The organism is Lacinutrix sp. YIN62 (assembly GCF_057219185.1).
Map to the genome: position 1 here is coordinate 295,889 of NZ_JBXVVH010000001.1, position 14,004 is coordinate 309,892.

16 protein-coding genes are annotated in these 14,004 nt (G+C 31.8%); 11 read left to right on the forward strand and 5 right to left on the reverse strand.

Going from position 1 to position 14,004, the window contains the following annotated elements:
* The first annotated feature begins 17 nt into the window (after window positions 1-17).
* From hisH to hisIE, 4 genes are all read left to right on the forward strand, one after another.
* On the forward strand, window positions 18-599 hold the full coding sequence (hisH, locus tag AC2D8I_RS01250; RefSeq protein WP_484704168.1) for an imidazole glycerol phosphate synthase subunit HisH: 582 nt from the start codon (window positions 18-20) through the stop codon (window positions 597-599).
* 22 nt (window positions 600-621) lie between these two features.
* Window positions 622-1,386, forward strand: a complete 765-nt coding sequence (gene hisA, locus AC2D8I_RS01255) for a 1-(5-phosphoribosyl)-5-[(5-phosphoribosylamino)methylideneamino]imidazole-4-carboxamide isomerase (protein ID WP_484704169.1) — start codon at window positions 622-624, stop codon at window positions 1,384-1,386.
* Between the two features lie 5 nt (window positions 1,387-1,391).
* On the forward strand, window positions 1,392-2,147 hold the full coding sequence (gene hisF / locus AC2D8I_RS01260) for an imidazole glycerol phosphate synthase subunit HisF (RefSeq protein WP_484704170.1): 756 nt from the start codon (window positions 1,392-1,394) through the stop codon (window positions 2,145-2,147).
* Window positions 2,148-2,228: 81 nt separating this feature from the next.
* Window positions 2,229-2,831 carry a bifunctional phosphoribosyl-AMP cyclohydrolase/phosphoribosyl-ATP diphosphatase HisIE gene (hisIE, locus tag AC2D8I_RS01265; RefSeq protein WP_484704171.1) on the forward strand — a complete coding sequence of 201 codons (603 nt, stop codon included), beginning with the start codon at window positions 2,229-2,231 and terminating at the stop codon, window positions 2,829-2,831.
* A gap of 119 nt (window positions 2,832-2,950) precedes the next feature.
* Here the strand turns inward: hisIE and AC2D8I_RS01270 are convergent, their stop codons facing one another.
* Window positions 2,951-3,535 carry a porin family protein gene (locus AC2D8I_RS01270; RefSeq protein ID WP_484704172.1) on the reverse strand — a complete coding sequence of 195 codons (585 nt, stop codon included), beginning with the start codon at window positions 3,533-3,535 and terminating at the stop codon, window positions 2,951-2,953.
* A gap of 538 nt (window positions 3,536-4,073) precedes the next feature.
* Here AC2D8I_RS01270 and AC2D8I_RS01275 point away from each other — a divergent pair.
* The 3 genes from AC2D8I_RS01275 (at window position 4,074) to AC2D8I_RS01285 (ending at window position 8,026) form a co-directional block, all read left to right on the forward strand.
* Window positions 4,074-5,525, forward strand: a complete 1,452-nt coding sequence (locus AC2D8I_RS01275; RefSeq protein WP_484704173.1) for a PhoX family protein — start codon at window positions 4,074-4,076, stop codon at window positions 5,523-5,525.
* 15 nt (window positions 5,526-5,540) lie between these two features.
* Window positions 5,541-7,304 (forward strand): cytochrome-c peroxidase, encoded by a 1,764-nt coding sequence (locus AC2D8I_RS01280; RefSeq protein ID WP_484704174.1) that lies wholly within the window; start codon window positions 5,541-5,543, stop codon window positions 7,302-7,304.
* Between the two features lie 98 nt (window positions 7,305-7,402).
* On the forward strand, window positions 7,403-8,026 hold the full coding sequence (locus AC2D8I_RS01285) for a MarC family protein (RefSeq protein WP_484704175.1): 624 nt from the start codon (window positions 7,403-7,405) through the stop codon (window positions 8,024-8,026).
* Here AC2D8I_RS01285 and AC2D8I_RS01290 read toward each other — a convergent pair.
* From AC2D8I_RS01290 to AC2D8I_RS01300, 3 genes are all read right to left on the reverse strand, one after another.
* The gene (locus AC2D8I_RS01290; RefSeq protein WP_484704176.1) at window positions 8,016-8,699 is read right to left on the reverse strand and encodes a PrsW family intramembrane metalloprotease; all 684 of its coding nucleotides are present in this window, start codon (window positions 8,697-8,699) and stop codon (window positions 8,016-8,018) included. The genes AC2D8I_RS01285 and AC2D8I_RS01290 overlap by 11 nt on opposite strands.
* A gap of 18 nt (window positions 8,700-8,717) precedes the next feature.
* Complete coding sequence (locus AC2D8I_RS01295) at window positions 8,718-9,272, reverse strand: NUDIX hydrolase (RefSeq protein WP_484704177.1); 555 nt, start codon at window positions 9,270-9,272, stop codon at window positions 8,718-8,720.
* Window positions 9,273-9,437: 165 nt separating this feature from the next.
* A complete protein-coding gene (locus AC2D8I_RS01300; RefSeq protein ID WP_484704178.1) occupies window positions 9,438-10,526 on the reverse strand; it encodes a M42 family metallopeptidase in 1,089 nt (362 codons plus the stop codon).
* A gap of 148 nt (window positions 10,527-10,674) precedes the next feature.
* Here AC2D8I_RS01300 and AC2D8I_RS01305 point away from each other — a divergent pair, with 148 nt between their 5' ends.
* Window positions 10,675-11,346 carry a DUF4294 domain-containing protein gene (locus AC2D8I_RS01305; protein WP_484704214.1) on the forward strand — a complete coding sequence of 224 codons (672 nt, stop codon included), beginning with the start codon at window positions 10,675-10,677 and terminating at the stop codon, window positions 11,344-11,346.
* 7 nt (window positions 11,347-11,353) lie between these two features.
* Entirely contained in the window at window positions 11,354-11,980 is a 627-nt protein-coding gene (trhA, locus tag AC2D8I_RS01310; protein WP_484704179.1) for a PAQR family membrane homeostasis protein TrhA, read from the forward strand.
* Window positions 11,981-11,987: 7 nt separating this feature from the next.
* Here trhA and AC2D8I_RS01315 read toward each other — a convergent pair whose 3' ends face one another.
* Window positions 11,988-12,401, reverse strand: coding sequence for a glyoxalase (locus AC2D8I_RS01315; protein ID WP_484704180.1), 414 nt, complete (start codon window positions 12,399-12,401; stop codon window positions 11,988-11,990).
* A 259-nt stretch (window positions 12,402-12,660) separates the two neighbouring features.
* Here AC2D8I_RS01315 and AC2D8I_RS01320 point away from each other — a divergent pair, with 259 nt between their 5' ends.
* The gene (locus AC2D8I_RS01320; RefSeq protein ID WP_484704181.1) at window positions 12,661-13,557 is read left to right on the forward strand and encodes a DUF72 domain-containing protein; all 897 of its coding nucleotides are present in this window, start codon (window positions 12,661-12,663) and stop codon (window positions 13,555-13,557) included.
* A complete protein-coding gene (locus tag AC2D8I_RS01325) occupies window positions 13,554-13,940 on the forward strand; it encodes an acyl-CoA thioesterase (RefSeq protein ID WP_484704182.1) in 387 nt (128 codons plus the stop codon). Before AC2D8I_RS01320 ends, AC2D8I_RS01325 begins: the two co-directional genes overlap by 4 nt.
* The last annotated feature ends 64 nt before the right edge of the window (window positions 13,941-14,004 follow it).

A 14,004-nucleotide genomic window follows, 5' to 3' on the forward strand; every position in this document is an offset into this window, starting at 1 on the left:
AATTAAAATTAAAAAAATTGAAGTTAGTCATCATCGATTATGGAGCAGGAAACATAAAAAGTATTCAATTCGCTTTTAAACGTTTGGGGGTTACGTCTGTATTGTCTAAAGATATTGAAACGATTAAAACGGCGGATAAAATAATTTTTCCAGGTGTAGGAGAAGCTCATGCAGCAATGAAAAAACTTAAGGAAAGTGGATTAGATGAAATCATTACCGAACTTAAACAACCTGTTTTAGGTATTTGTCTAGGAATGCAATTACTATGTAATCATACTGAAGAAAGTAATACCCGAGGATTAGGTGTTTTTAATGCGAATGTAAAAGAATTCTCTAAAAATGTAAAAGTTCCGCAAATGGGATGGAATACAATAAATAATCTAAAATCAGAATTATTTAAAGGTGTAAATGAAGGCGCATTTATGTATTTAGTACATAGCTATTATGTTGCGCATTGTAGTGAATCTATAGCAACAACATATTACGATACGCATTATGCAGCGGCATTGCAAAAAAATAATTTTTATGGAGTCCAATTTCATCCAGAAAAGAGTAGTGCTATTGGTCAGCAAATATTAAGCAACTTTTTAAGTTTATAAATGTGATTTTAAAAACAATGTTATGAGAATAATCCCTGCAATAGATATTATAGACGGTAAATGCGTACGTTTAACCAAAGGCGATTATAAAACAAAAAAAATATATAATGAATCACCTTTAGAAGTCGCAAAACAATTTGAAAGTAACGGAATAGAATACTTACATCTTGTAGACTTAGATGGTGCTAAGGCACACCATGTGATTAATTATAAAATAATAGATCAAATAGCTTCAAGAACAAGGCTAAAAATAGATTTTGGTGGAGGAGTAAAATCAGATGAAGATATTAAAATAGCGTTTAACTCAGGAGCAAATCAAGTAACAGGTGGAAGTATTGCTGTCAGTAATTCAAGTATTTTCACACAATGGATTACTAAATATGGACAAAGTAAGATTATTTTAGGAGCCGATTTTTATCCCAATACAACAGGTGCTAAAATTGCTACCAATGGTTGGCAAGAAGAAAGTAAAGAAGATTTAATTCCATTTATAAACGGGTATTTAAAAAAGGGAATTCAATATGTCGTTTGTACAGATATTTCAAAAGACGGCATGTTAAAAGGGCCGTCTTATAAAAGCTATAAATCGATTTTACAGGCAATACCACATTATAAGGAAACCCGTACACAACACATAAAACTAATAGCTTCAGGGGGAGTTTCCAATATAGATGAACTGCCAAGATTGGCGAAAATAGGCTGTGAAGGTGTTATTATAGGAAAAGCAATCTATGAAAATAAAATTAGTTTAAAACAATTGGAACAATTTATACTAACCAAACACTAATAATCATGCTAACCAAACGCATAATACCGTGCTTAGATATTAAAAACGGAAGAGCAGTAAAAGGGGTTCATTTTAAAAACCTACGCGATGCAGGTGATCCAGTAATACTGGCAAAACAATATGCTAACCAAGGTGCAGATGAATTAGTTTTTTTGGATATTTCAGCAACATTAGAAGCACGAAATACAACCTTAGAAATGGTTTTAAGAGTGGCAGAACAAATAGATATTCCCTTTACCGTTGGTGGTGGAATATCATCAATAAGTGATGTAGATAGGCTTTTAAAATCGGGAGCAGATAAGATTTCTATTAATTCCTCTGCAATTAAACGACCAGAATTAATAACTGAATTAGCGCGTAATTTTGGAAGTCAATGTATCACCGTTGCTATCGATGCAAAACTCGTAAACAATGACTGGGTAGTGTATTTGGCTGGTGGAACTATAGCAACAGACCTTAATTTATTTACTTGGGCAAAAGCCGTTGAAAATAGAGGTGCTGGAGAAATTTTATTTACCGCAATGAATAATGATGGCAAAAAAAAAGGGTTTGCAAATAAAGCACTAGCACGTTTAACGCAAATTGTAAATATCCCAATAATAGCGTCTGGTGGAGCAGGAACTATTTCACATTTTATCGATGCTTTTAAAATCGGGAAAGCCGATGGTGTTTTGGCAGCAAGCGTGTTTCATTTTGGAGAAATTCCAATTAGAAAATTAAAAAAAACTTTAAAAGAAAAGGACTTGCCTGTACGTATTTAATAACTTTAAGAATGCCTTTTTTTGCACTTGTTGTGAGTAATAGCAAGGAAGGGAAGAAAATAATAAATGTAAAACAAAATAATGATTACAGATTTTACTAAAAATAATGATGGATTGATTCCTGCTATTATACAAGATGTTAATACAAAAAATGTGTTAATGCTAGGTTATATGAATGAAGCAGCCTTAGAGAAAACAAAACAAACTCAAAAGGTAACTTTTTATAGTAGAAGTAAACAACGTCTATGGACTAAAGGTGAGGAGAGCGGGCATTTTTTAAATTTAGTAAACATAAAAAACGATTGTGATAATGATGCGCTATTAATACAAGTTATTCCTTCTGGACCTACTTGCCATAAGGGAACGAGTACATGTTGGAATACGGAAAACTCAGAAACTTACGGGTTTATTTCAGAGTTAGAGAAGATTATAAAAAACAGAAGATTAAGTGGAGTGGAAACAGAATCATACATTGCTTCTCTCTTCGAAAAAGGAATCAATAAAATCGCTCAAAAAGTTGGAGAAGAAGCTATTGAAGTTATTATCGAGGCAAAAGACGATAATGAAACCTTATTCTTAAATGAAAGTGCTGATTTGTTATTTCATTTTTTAATACTACTACAAGCAAAAGGGGTTCAATTAGAAAACGTCATTTCGGTATTGAAAGCAAGAGAAAAAAGGTAATCTTATATTTCTCTTCTTAAAATCGATAATCTGTAATAAAAATAGCAGAAAAGTCAAATTTTATAGGTTGTCCTTTTCTGCTATTTTAATATGTCTGTATATAGACATCGGTATTAACTTTAGAAAGTAAATACGCCGCCTACATTAAAGCTACTTCCTGCGTTTAATTGGGAAACATCATCAGAATCCAAAATATTTGAGACTCCAAACAATCCTTGTCCATCTATTAAGATACTGAAACGATCTGAAACTTCAATTTTATAACCTATTCCATATGAAATGGCTAATTGAAATGATTTATAAGCATCTTTTACATCTTGTCCATCAACATCGGCGTTAAGCAAAAAACCAGGAGTAACCCCAAAATTTAGGTTCCAGCTTCTTGTACCTCCAAAATGCCAATTTGCATTTAAAGGGATATTCAAATAATTAAGTTGTAATTCAGAATTAGATACTGATGTTCCCATAGTCTCGTATGAAAGCCCAGACCTAACACTCCATCTATCACTAAGGTAATAGTCTCCAGTGACTCCGTAGTGTACTGAATTTCTAGAGTCTAAATTATCAACATTATCTCCATTTAAAAATGAATTAGCATAACCTATGTATGGTGTTAATTCTATAGTTCCAGAATCTCTTTCTTGCGCGGTTAATGAGATTGAAGCTAAAATTAATCCAGTTAAAAGTAAAAATTGTTTTTTCATTTGTTTTAAGGTATTTGTAAATATTAATTAGGGTTTTAATTATTACTAACTTATAAAGTTAAAATGCTTTCAATATGTTTTGTATTTAATTGTATTCCTCATGTTTATATAAAAAATATGCGCAAACTTAATAAAAGTTTGCTTCATAAAAAATACGTAAGACTACGTATTTTTTAAATTTGCTTTATGTCATAAAGCTCTTTATGAATCAGGTGCGAATGTTGTAGCTTACATCAAAATTAATATTGTGAATTTTTTATAATATCCGTTAAGAATTAAGGCTTCACTAAATCAGTTTTTCTTTTGTGAGCTGTTATTGTTTATGGTTTTTTATTAATGAAATCCCAAGATAGCAGATTAAAAAGCTCTATCTAGTTTAAATTTCTTTTAAAATAGGGGTTACTTAATAGAGCTGTTTTATAGAATTTACCTTTAGTTAACCTTTTTAGCTTTTAGATTATAATCTAGTAAAACTGTATTAATACTAATATAACATTTGGGTTGTTAATTTGAGGTATTCAAAAACAACTCAAAACAAATGAAAAACTATTTACGATTAAGTCTTATTATTTTAGCATTGGTGATTTTTAATGGTTGTAACGACGACGACGACGATAGTGCTGTTTCAGAATCATTTAACCCTGTGGATTTAAAAGCACACTCTGTTTCTCCGATTTTTTTAAAAACAACTTCAGAATTTTCAAATATAAATGTATATCCTTTAATATCTTCTGAAGATACACTATTAGAATCACCTGCATTTGTATATGGATCAATGGCAGATGGAGCAGGATTAATAAAAAATGCAGATGAGAGTTATACATTAATAAATAATATTGAAGCGGATTACGCTATTGCTAGAATAACCTTAGATAAAACATTTAAGCCCATAAAGGGAGAGTATATTTTAAATGCAACGGCAACAGCGAACACAGCACAATGCTCAGGATCCTTAATTACACCAGAAGAACATGGGTTTGGACCTGCTTATCTTTCAGGAGGTGAGTGGGGTGGTGCATCAAAAGGGGTCTTTATTACAGATCCATTTCGAGAAGCTAACGCCGCTTCATTTGCTCAAATGTTACCTGCTTTTGGACAATGGTCTACAGAAAATGCTGTCGCCATAGGGCAAAAGGCATACCCAGAAAAAACAGTAGTATTTATTGGGGATGATCATTCCGATAATGAAGTCCCTTCAGGACAATTAGGAATGTATGTTGGTCCAAAAGGAGATCTGTTTGGAGGGCAATTGTTTGCTTTAAGAGTAACAGATAGCAGCATAGACTATGAAGTTGATATGCAGGAAGGTCAAGTTTATCCTATTGATTTTGTAGCCTTAGAAGAAACTCAAATAGACCTGTTAGATACTGAAGCAAAAACAAAAGGAGCAATGGGTTTCTCTAGGTTAGAAGATATTGACTGGAGACGCGGGTCGGCTGCTAATAATAGAGAAATTTATTTTAATGTTACTGGGCGAAAAAAACCAGGACTGCAAGGTAAAGGAACTGTTTATGGGAGGGTATATAAGGTGACTTTAAATGAAAACGATCCTTCAGCATCAGGAACTATTACCTGCATTTTAGATGGAGATAAGGCTAATGGTATCGCAAAATCTTTTCATAGTCCAGACAATATCGTAGTTACCGAAAATTTCGCCTATATTCAAGAGGATCCAAATGGATATTTTGATACCCCAGATAAAATGCATTATGCAAGAATGTATCAATATAATTTAAATACAGGAGCCTTAAAAACGGTACTAGAGTGCGATCAAGAAACTGCCGAAACCAAAGGTTATGGAACAATAAATACAGCTTGGGAAATCACAGGGATGATTGATGTTTCTGATATCATTGGAGTAGATGAAACCTTTTTAGTGATTACACAAAACCACGGATGGGAGGGTGGATTTACAGATCCTCAAGCCAATGGAACGCCTGCTACAGGCGAGGGGAGCACTATGTATATTATAAATGGTTTAGAACGTTAAATGAGAGCCTATAGAATGATTATAAAGGGAAGTAGGGCTTTTTTTTTGTATCTGTTATATCTGCTTTGTTTTAGTTGTAATGAAGCTCACAGAGCTTACGAAAATAAACATCCTAATAAGGTTATACAATCTAAATTTAAATCAACGATAGTTGAAACACTAAAAACCTTAGATTCATTAAAAGTATCGACCACACATAACGAGAGGTTAAAATATTACAAATTGGCCAGAAAAGGGTTTAAAACAATAGAACCAATACTTGCTTTTATTGACCGTGATAACTATACATTTTTAAACCAACCCAATATTTTAAAAGTAGAAGAAGAAGATGCTACAGATATTAAAATAAAAGCTCCTTCAGGATTTCAAGTATTGGAAGAGCAGTTATTCGATGGAGCTACAGGACGTGCTATTGAGAAAAATATTGAATTAATTCAAAACCGATTAAATTTAATTCTATTAAATACAACATTAAATTTAAAAGCTCATCATATTATATGGCTCATAAGAAATGAGATTGCGCGTGTGGCCTTAACTGGAATTACAGGGTTTGATTCTCCTGTTTTAGAACAGTCGCTTAGGGAGGCTCAAATTGTGTATTTTGCATTGGAAGAGATTCTAAAAAGCTATGCTTCAAATTTTAAAAATAAAAAAATACTTGAAGAATGGGGTAATGAGTTTGCTAGCGCACAAAATGATTTGAATTCAGATTTTGAAAATTTTGATCGTTATAATTTTATAAAGAAACATTCCCATAAGCAATTAACATTATTAGTTAAAACGCAAAAGGATTGGGATGTTATTTTTCCTTTTGAAATGGCTTTTAAAAACGAGATGACCTCTCTGTTTTCTCCTGAAACCTTTGCGCTTAATTTTTTTTCAGATCATACAGGAGAAATAGAAGCTTTTACACAAAAAGCGCTTTTAGGAAAGCGTCTTTTCGAAGACGAAAATTTAGCCGCTTCAAAAGCAATTAGTTGTGCAACCTGTCATATCGCTACAAAAGGCTTTACTGATGGCCTAAAACATTTTAAAGGCCAAACACGCAATACTCCTACAGTGAGTTATGCTGCGTTACAAAAAAGTTTTTTCTATGACGCTAGGGCGGGAAGTTTAGAAGGGCAAATTATAAATGTTATTGAAAACAAAAATGAGTTTCATTCTAATTTAAAAACAATAACAGAAGCTGTCGCATTGGATAGTAGTTATGTACATGATTTTAAAATGCTTTATGGTAAATTAAACGATAGAACAATTAGAAATGCTATAGCGAATTACATTAGATCTTTATCTCCTTTCGATACTAAGTTTGATAGAAATATTAATAATTTGGAGCAAACTTTAACACCGAGTGAGATCAATGGATTTAACTTATTTAATGGCAAAGCGAAATGCGCAACCTGTCATTTTGCACCTATATTCAACGGGACCGTACCTCCAAACTACAAAGAGTCGGAATTAGAAGCAATAGGAGTACCAATGGATACCACAATACAGACTAGAGTAAGTAATGACTTAGGACGATACAATGTATATCATACAGAAGCTCGAAAATTTTTTTTCAAAACACCAACCATTAGAAACGCTTCTAAAACAGCGCCATACATGCATAATGGTGTTTATACAACTTTAGAAGCGGTTTTAAAGTTTTATAATAATGGAGGAGGTGCAGGGTTAGGTATTATGTTAGCGCATCAAACCCTACCAAAAGATTCATTACAACTCAATTCACGAGAAATAAAAGATATCGTGAGTTTTATTAGAACTTTAGAGGATTAAAATTAATAATGTAATCTTTTTCATATTAAAAAAACTATCATGTAAATAATTAATAATCAGAAATATAATTTAAAATTTAGTATCTTTAAGAAAAAACAATGGAGTTATTTTTATTAAGTTTTGGGGCATTGTTCTCTATTATGAATCCTTTAGGAACAGTACCTGTATTTGTTGGTTTATCTCAACATAACACAAAAAAAGAGCGTGCAGTGATTGCCTTTTGGACTGCCTTAGATGTGTTAGCAATATTATTATTATCCTTTTTTGTAGGGAAGCATATATTATCCTTTTTTGGAATTAGTTTAGATGCTTTAAAGGTTGCAGGTGGCCTTATTATTACGTCGTCGGGCTTTGCTTTATTAACAGGGAAGTTTAATGAACATAAGGGCATGAAACACAAGGGAGTAAAAAACGATATTGCTACGCGTGACTCTATTTCGTTAACGCCATTAGCAATTCCAATGCTTGCTGGGCCTGGCGCTATCTCTTTGTTAATTACATACAATCGTGAGTATGTTTTAATAAGTGAGATTTTTATTATTATGGGAGCTATATTATTTACCGCATTGTCTATTTATTTAATTCTTAAAAGTTCTCACTATATTGTTCGCGTTTTAGGGGCATCTGGCATTAATGCGTTATCAAGAATAATTGGTTTTATAGTTATAGCTATTGGTGTTGAATATATTATAACCGCGGTAAAGTCTATTTTTAATCTTTAGTTTTTTTAAATTGAGAGCTGTCTTGATGTCTTTTTATTGCTTTTTGAGACAGCAAAACACCTATTAAAAGAGAAAGCATAGCCCCTATCCAAATGCCTGGAATAAAATGAATGAACAAAAAGAAATCATAAGTACCATGAAACGCTATGCTAAGAAATAACCCCGTAAGATTTAATCGTGTTTTGTGTTTAGAAAATTTAGCTTTCCCCATAAAATACCCCATTAATATCCCAAAAGTAGCATGAGCAGGAACAGCTGTAAATGCACGAAGTAAAGCTGTGGTTGCGCCACTATTTAAAACATACATAATATTTTCGGTAGCAGCAAAGCCCATAGAGACCATTACAGCATAAACAATTCCATCAAAAGGTTCATTAAATTCTTTTCGCTTTTGCGCGAATAGTAATACAATTAAAAACTTACTTAATTCTTCCGAAAAGCCAACAACAAAAAAAGCTTGTATAAATTGCTGTACTATACTCAATTCATTAGTTAAAGGGAGGGTATGATTGAAAATAGAATACAGTAAAAGAGTCATTATAATGCTAACAATAGCACCTAAAAGAAACGAAATAATTAATAAATGCTTAGGTTCTTTTTCATATTTGTCTTTAAAATAGATATATAAAACAATAATAAATATTGGTGCTAAAGCATAAATAATTAAATCCATTATACCAAGGTATTAAAATTAGAGCATATTTTTAATATGTTCTAAAACAAACTTGTAGTAGGCTTCATTTGAAGCTATGAAATGATTATTTATACTGCTGTGCTTTAATAAATTTAGAAAAGTTGTGGGGGAGACTAACTTTAAGCGTTCTACTTCTTCTTTTTGAGGAGTTAACTTAGAGCTATTAACCTTAAGTTTTGCTATAAATATATGATGAAACTCATTATCAATAATTCCTAAATCTGTATAATTCTGAAAAGATTCAAAAACACCTATTTTATGTAAATCGCTTTCAGTAATTAATAAGCCTATTTCTTCTTCAATTTCACGAATAGCTCCAAAAATCAAGCTCTCACCAGCATTAATATGTCCAGCAACGGAAACATCCCATAGTAATGGACATATCTTTTTTGATGCAGCACGTTGTTGAAGTAAAATATTACCCGCATTAGTATAAAACCATATGTGAACAGTATTGTGATAGTAGCCTTGTTTATGGATTTCTGATTTTAAAACATATTGCCCTGTAGGCTGTCCCGTTTTAGTAAGCACATCTATATATTCATCTTGCATATTTTATTATTAAAAAGAAAGGTTTTAAATGCATAAAACTATTACAAAAATACGAAAGGAAATACGGTCTTTTTGAATAGTCTAAAAAAGACAGTACTTTAATAAAAAAAAGGCCTTGATATCATTTTTATCAAGGCCTTTCTTAATGTGTATTAAAACTGTAGATTATTCAAAATAACTAAAAGTTTCACCATTTTTAATATTCAATAATGTTTCATATATTAATTTAATAACATTTTCAACATCCTCTCTATGAACCGTTTCTACGGTTGTATGCATATAGCGTAATGGTAAGGAAATAAGAGCAGAAGCCACTCCGCCATTACTATAAGCAAAGGCATCTGTATCTGTTCCTGTAGCCCGTGATAATGCTGCACGTTGAAACGGGATCTCTTTATCTTCCGCGGTATCGGTAATTAAATCACGTAATTTTTGTTGTACAGCAGGTGCGTAAGCTATAACTGGGCCTTTCCCTAGTTCTGCTTGACCTTGTACTTTCATGTCAATCATTGGTGTTGTGGTGTCATGAGTAACATCGGTTACAATAGCTACATCTGGTTTAATGGTATGTGTAATCATCTCGGCGCCACGTAATCCGATTTCTTCTTGAACAGAATTAGTTATGTATAATCCAAAGGGAAGTTCTTTTTTGTTTTCTTTTAATAAACGAGCGACTTCAGCAATCATAAATCCACCCATTCTGTTATCTAAAGCACGGCAAACAAAATTAGTTTCATTTAAAATATGAAACTCATCTGGATAGGTGATAACACAACCAACATGAACGCCTAATTTTTCAACTTCTTCTTTCGTTTTACACCCACAGTCTATAAAAATATTGTTTGGTTTTGGAGCTTCTTCTTTGGCACGATTACGTGTGTGAATTGCTGGCCATCCAAAAACCCCTTTTACAATACCATTTTTTGTATGGATATTTACAATTTTACTAGGCGCAATTTGATGATCACTACCTCCATTTCTAATGACATAAATTAACCCTTTGTCTGAAATATAATTAACATACCATGAAATCTCATCAGCATGTCCTTCTATAACTACTTTATATTTAGCGTCTGGGTTTATAACGCCTACAGCTGTACCGTAGGTATCGGTTATAAACTCATCTACATATGGTTTTAGATAGTCCATCCATATTTTTTGACCATTCCATTCATAACCAGTAGGAGCTGCATTGTTTAAGTATTTTTCCAAAAAGTCCATTGACTTTTTATTAAGTATGCTTTTTTTTGCCATTTATTCTAAATTTTTGACTAAAATAACAATATTCAATTATATTGTCGTTAGGATAAAGTTAATTAGTAATTTTATGACTTTAAAATTAGCATGGCGAAATGCTCTTTTTGGAACGATTTTCGCATTAATTAAGATTATGATTACCCAAATGAAATATTTAAGCTTCCTCTTTATTGTTTTTCCTTTGCTCCTTTTTTCTCAAGAAGAGAATAACGCTATTTTAGACACAACTACTATTCAATATATTGTTGTTGAAGGCGACTCTATACCTACAACAGGGATAGATTTAGACGAAATCATGATATTGCATAAGTTAAAATTCGATGATAAGAAAAGCTGGCGACGTTATATGATTTTAAAGCGTAAAACCCTAAAAGTTTATCCTTATGCTAAATTAGCCGCTGAACGATTAGAATCTTTAAATGCGCACCTGGCGTCGTTAAAAAGAAAAAGAGATAGAAAGCGATATTCTAAAAAAGTTCAAAAGTATATACAAGAAGAGTTTTCTGCGGAATTAAAAAAATTAACACGAACAGAAGGCCAGATCCTCATAAAATTAATTCATAGACAAACTGGAAAAACGGCTTTTGAACTCATAAAAGAGTTACGGAATGGCTGGCGGGCTTTTTGGTTTAATACTACAGCAAATGTATTTGATATTTCTTTAAAGCGAGAATTTAATCCCGAAGAAGAAAAAGAAGATTATTTAATTGAAGATATTTTAGAACGCAATTTTCAAAATGGAAGGCTAGAACGTCAAAAACCAGCTGTTGAATTTGATTTTTATGTGCTGACTAATAAATGGATAAAAAATAAGTAACTAAAAAATGAGAGTTCAAAGTGTTTTAGAAGAAAAATTAAATGCCATTACCCATGGTTTTGGAGCTATTCTAGGCATTATAGGTTTAATCTTATTAATACTTAAAGACTCTAATAAAACATCTTGGAGTTTGTATAGCGTAATTATATATGGTAGTACTCTAATTATACTCTTTACAGCCTCTACACTATACCATTCTGTTTCAAATAAAAAACAAAAGCATTATTTCCGAATTATCGATCATATCGGGATTTATTTGCTTATCGCAGGCACTTATTCTCCTGTACTTTTAATAACTTTAGAAAAAGGGTTAGGTTGGCCTTTGTTTTATACCGTTTGGGGGATTGCCCTTTTTGGGGTCTTTTTAAAGCTTTTTTTTACAGGTAAGTTTAATATATTTTCAACAGTATTATATTTAATAATGGGATGGTTAATTGTTTTTGATTTCTCTAAACTTTCTGCGCTTATGGATATTAATGGGATAATCTTGTTAATGGCTGGAGGCCTGTTTTATACTGTTGGTATTATATTCTATGCTTTAGATAAAAAACGTTACTACCATGTTATTTGGCACTTATTTGTATTGGCAGGAGCCATTTGCCACTACCTAATGATACTATTATATGTTATTTAATATGAAATTAACTAGCTAAACTAGTTGGTCTTGTAAACAACATAATATTGTCTTGAATGCGTTGTTTAACAATGGCCATCATACGTTTATTTAAGGCAGACGATGTTTCTATATAAAGCGCATATTCTTCAATAGTAAATTGACCAATAATCATCCCTTTTAGAGCATTTCTAAATTTAATGTCCTTTTGTATTGCATTTTCAATGTAATTTAAACCTTGATCAATCTCTAATTCATAGAAAGCATTCTTGTGTTTTCTAATGTAATTTCTAAATGCTTCTATCAATAAGTCGCTTTGTAGCTTAATTATTGGACGTAATGTAATATTTTGAAAACGTTCATCATTACTCATATTGTCTGTTATTTTAATAGAAGAAATAATGGGTCTGCTGGCTAATAATTGTTGATCTCGTAAAGTCATAATTAGAAGTGTTTTATATAAAAATATTAATAAAGACGCTTAAAAAAAATGAATTAGAATTTACTTGTTAACTGGCTTATGAACAATTACCTTTAACATCTCAATTACTATTTCACTTTATTAGTTATTATAAAACACCTTAAAACAGGGGGTAAACAGTTTTTTTGAATGCGTACAAATAAGATTACAAAAGTAACCTGTAGTGAATTGTTACGACTAAAAGCGGTAGAAATGAATGAGATAACTAAAAGCGTTTAAAATGAAATTTGGAAGTGTACATCGTCCAGAGCTTATAGATTTTACATTGCCTGAAGACCATAAGGGTATTGAACGCGTCTTAAATATAGAGAAAGTAACCGATAGCCCAGAAATATATGTGGGTTGTGCAAAATGGAATAAAGCTGATCTTAAAGGATTTTATCCACGTGGCACAAAAGATGAATTAAAATATTATGCTTCACAATTTAACGCCATAGAAATGAATGCAACATTTTACCGTATCTTTTCTGCAAATCAATTTGTGAAATGGTATGATAAAACGCCAAGCGACTTTAAGTTTTTTCCAAAAATAAATCAAGAAATTTCACATTGGAAACGGTTAGATGAAATCGATGCCCTTTTAGAACATTACTTATATAATATATCACACTTAAAAGAAAAATTAGGCACCCTTTTTTTGCAAATGCATAATAATTTTGCTCCAAATAATTTTGATAGCGTAATACGGTTTATTGAAAAATGGCCAAAAAACATTCCGTTATCTGTAGAATTTAGACATACCGATTGGTTTAACGATGCAAAGGTAGCGAATGATTTATGTTTATTGTTAGAAGAAAACAACATCTCCAATAGCATAGTAGATACCGCAGGCAGACGTGATTTACTGCACATGAGATTAACAAATCCTACTGCTTTTATACGCTTTGTTGGTACAAATCATAAAAGCGATTATTCGCGGTTAGATACTTGGGTTGAACGTTTAAAAGTATGGCAGCAATTAGGGCTAAAAGAGATTGCTTTTTTTATTCATCAAAATGTAGAGATTGAATCGCCATTACTTTCAGCCTATTTTATAAAAAAATTAAATGAAGCATTGGGATGCAATTTAAAAATACCCCAAACTATAAATAAACAACAAAATTTATTTGAAATATGAGATTTCACACACGTAAATGGGTAAAACCAGAAGATTTAAACCCTAACGCTTCTCTTTTTGGAGGCCGTTTGTTAGAGTGGATTGATGAAGAAGCAGCATTGTATGCTGTAGTACAATTAGAAAGCCCACATGTGGTTACTAAATTTATTACAGAAATTGATTTTAAGAGCTCTGCAAAACAAGGTGATATTATAGAAATAGGGCTTGAAGTACTCAAATTTGGTAAAACTTCACTTACATTACGTTGTGAAGTTAGAAATATGATGACTAGAGAAACCATCATTACTATAGATAAAATTGTAATGGTTAATCTAGATAAAGAGGGTAATGTTTCGCCTCATGGTAAAACAAAAGTTGAATATGTTAAAAACCGATTACGTTAGGTAGAAACAAATGCTTGTTTTGTGATTCTACAATAGCGTTGTTTGATAAAAAAAATGTGCTTTG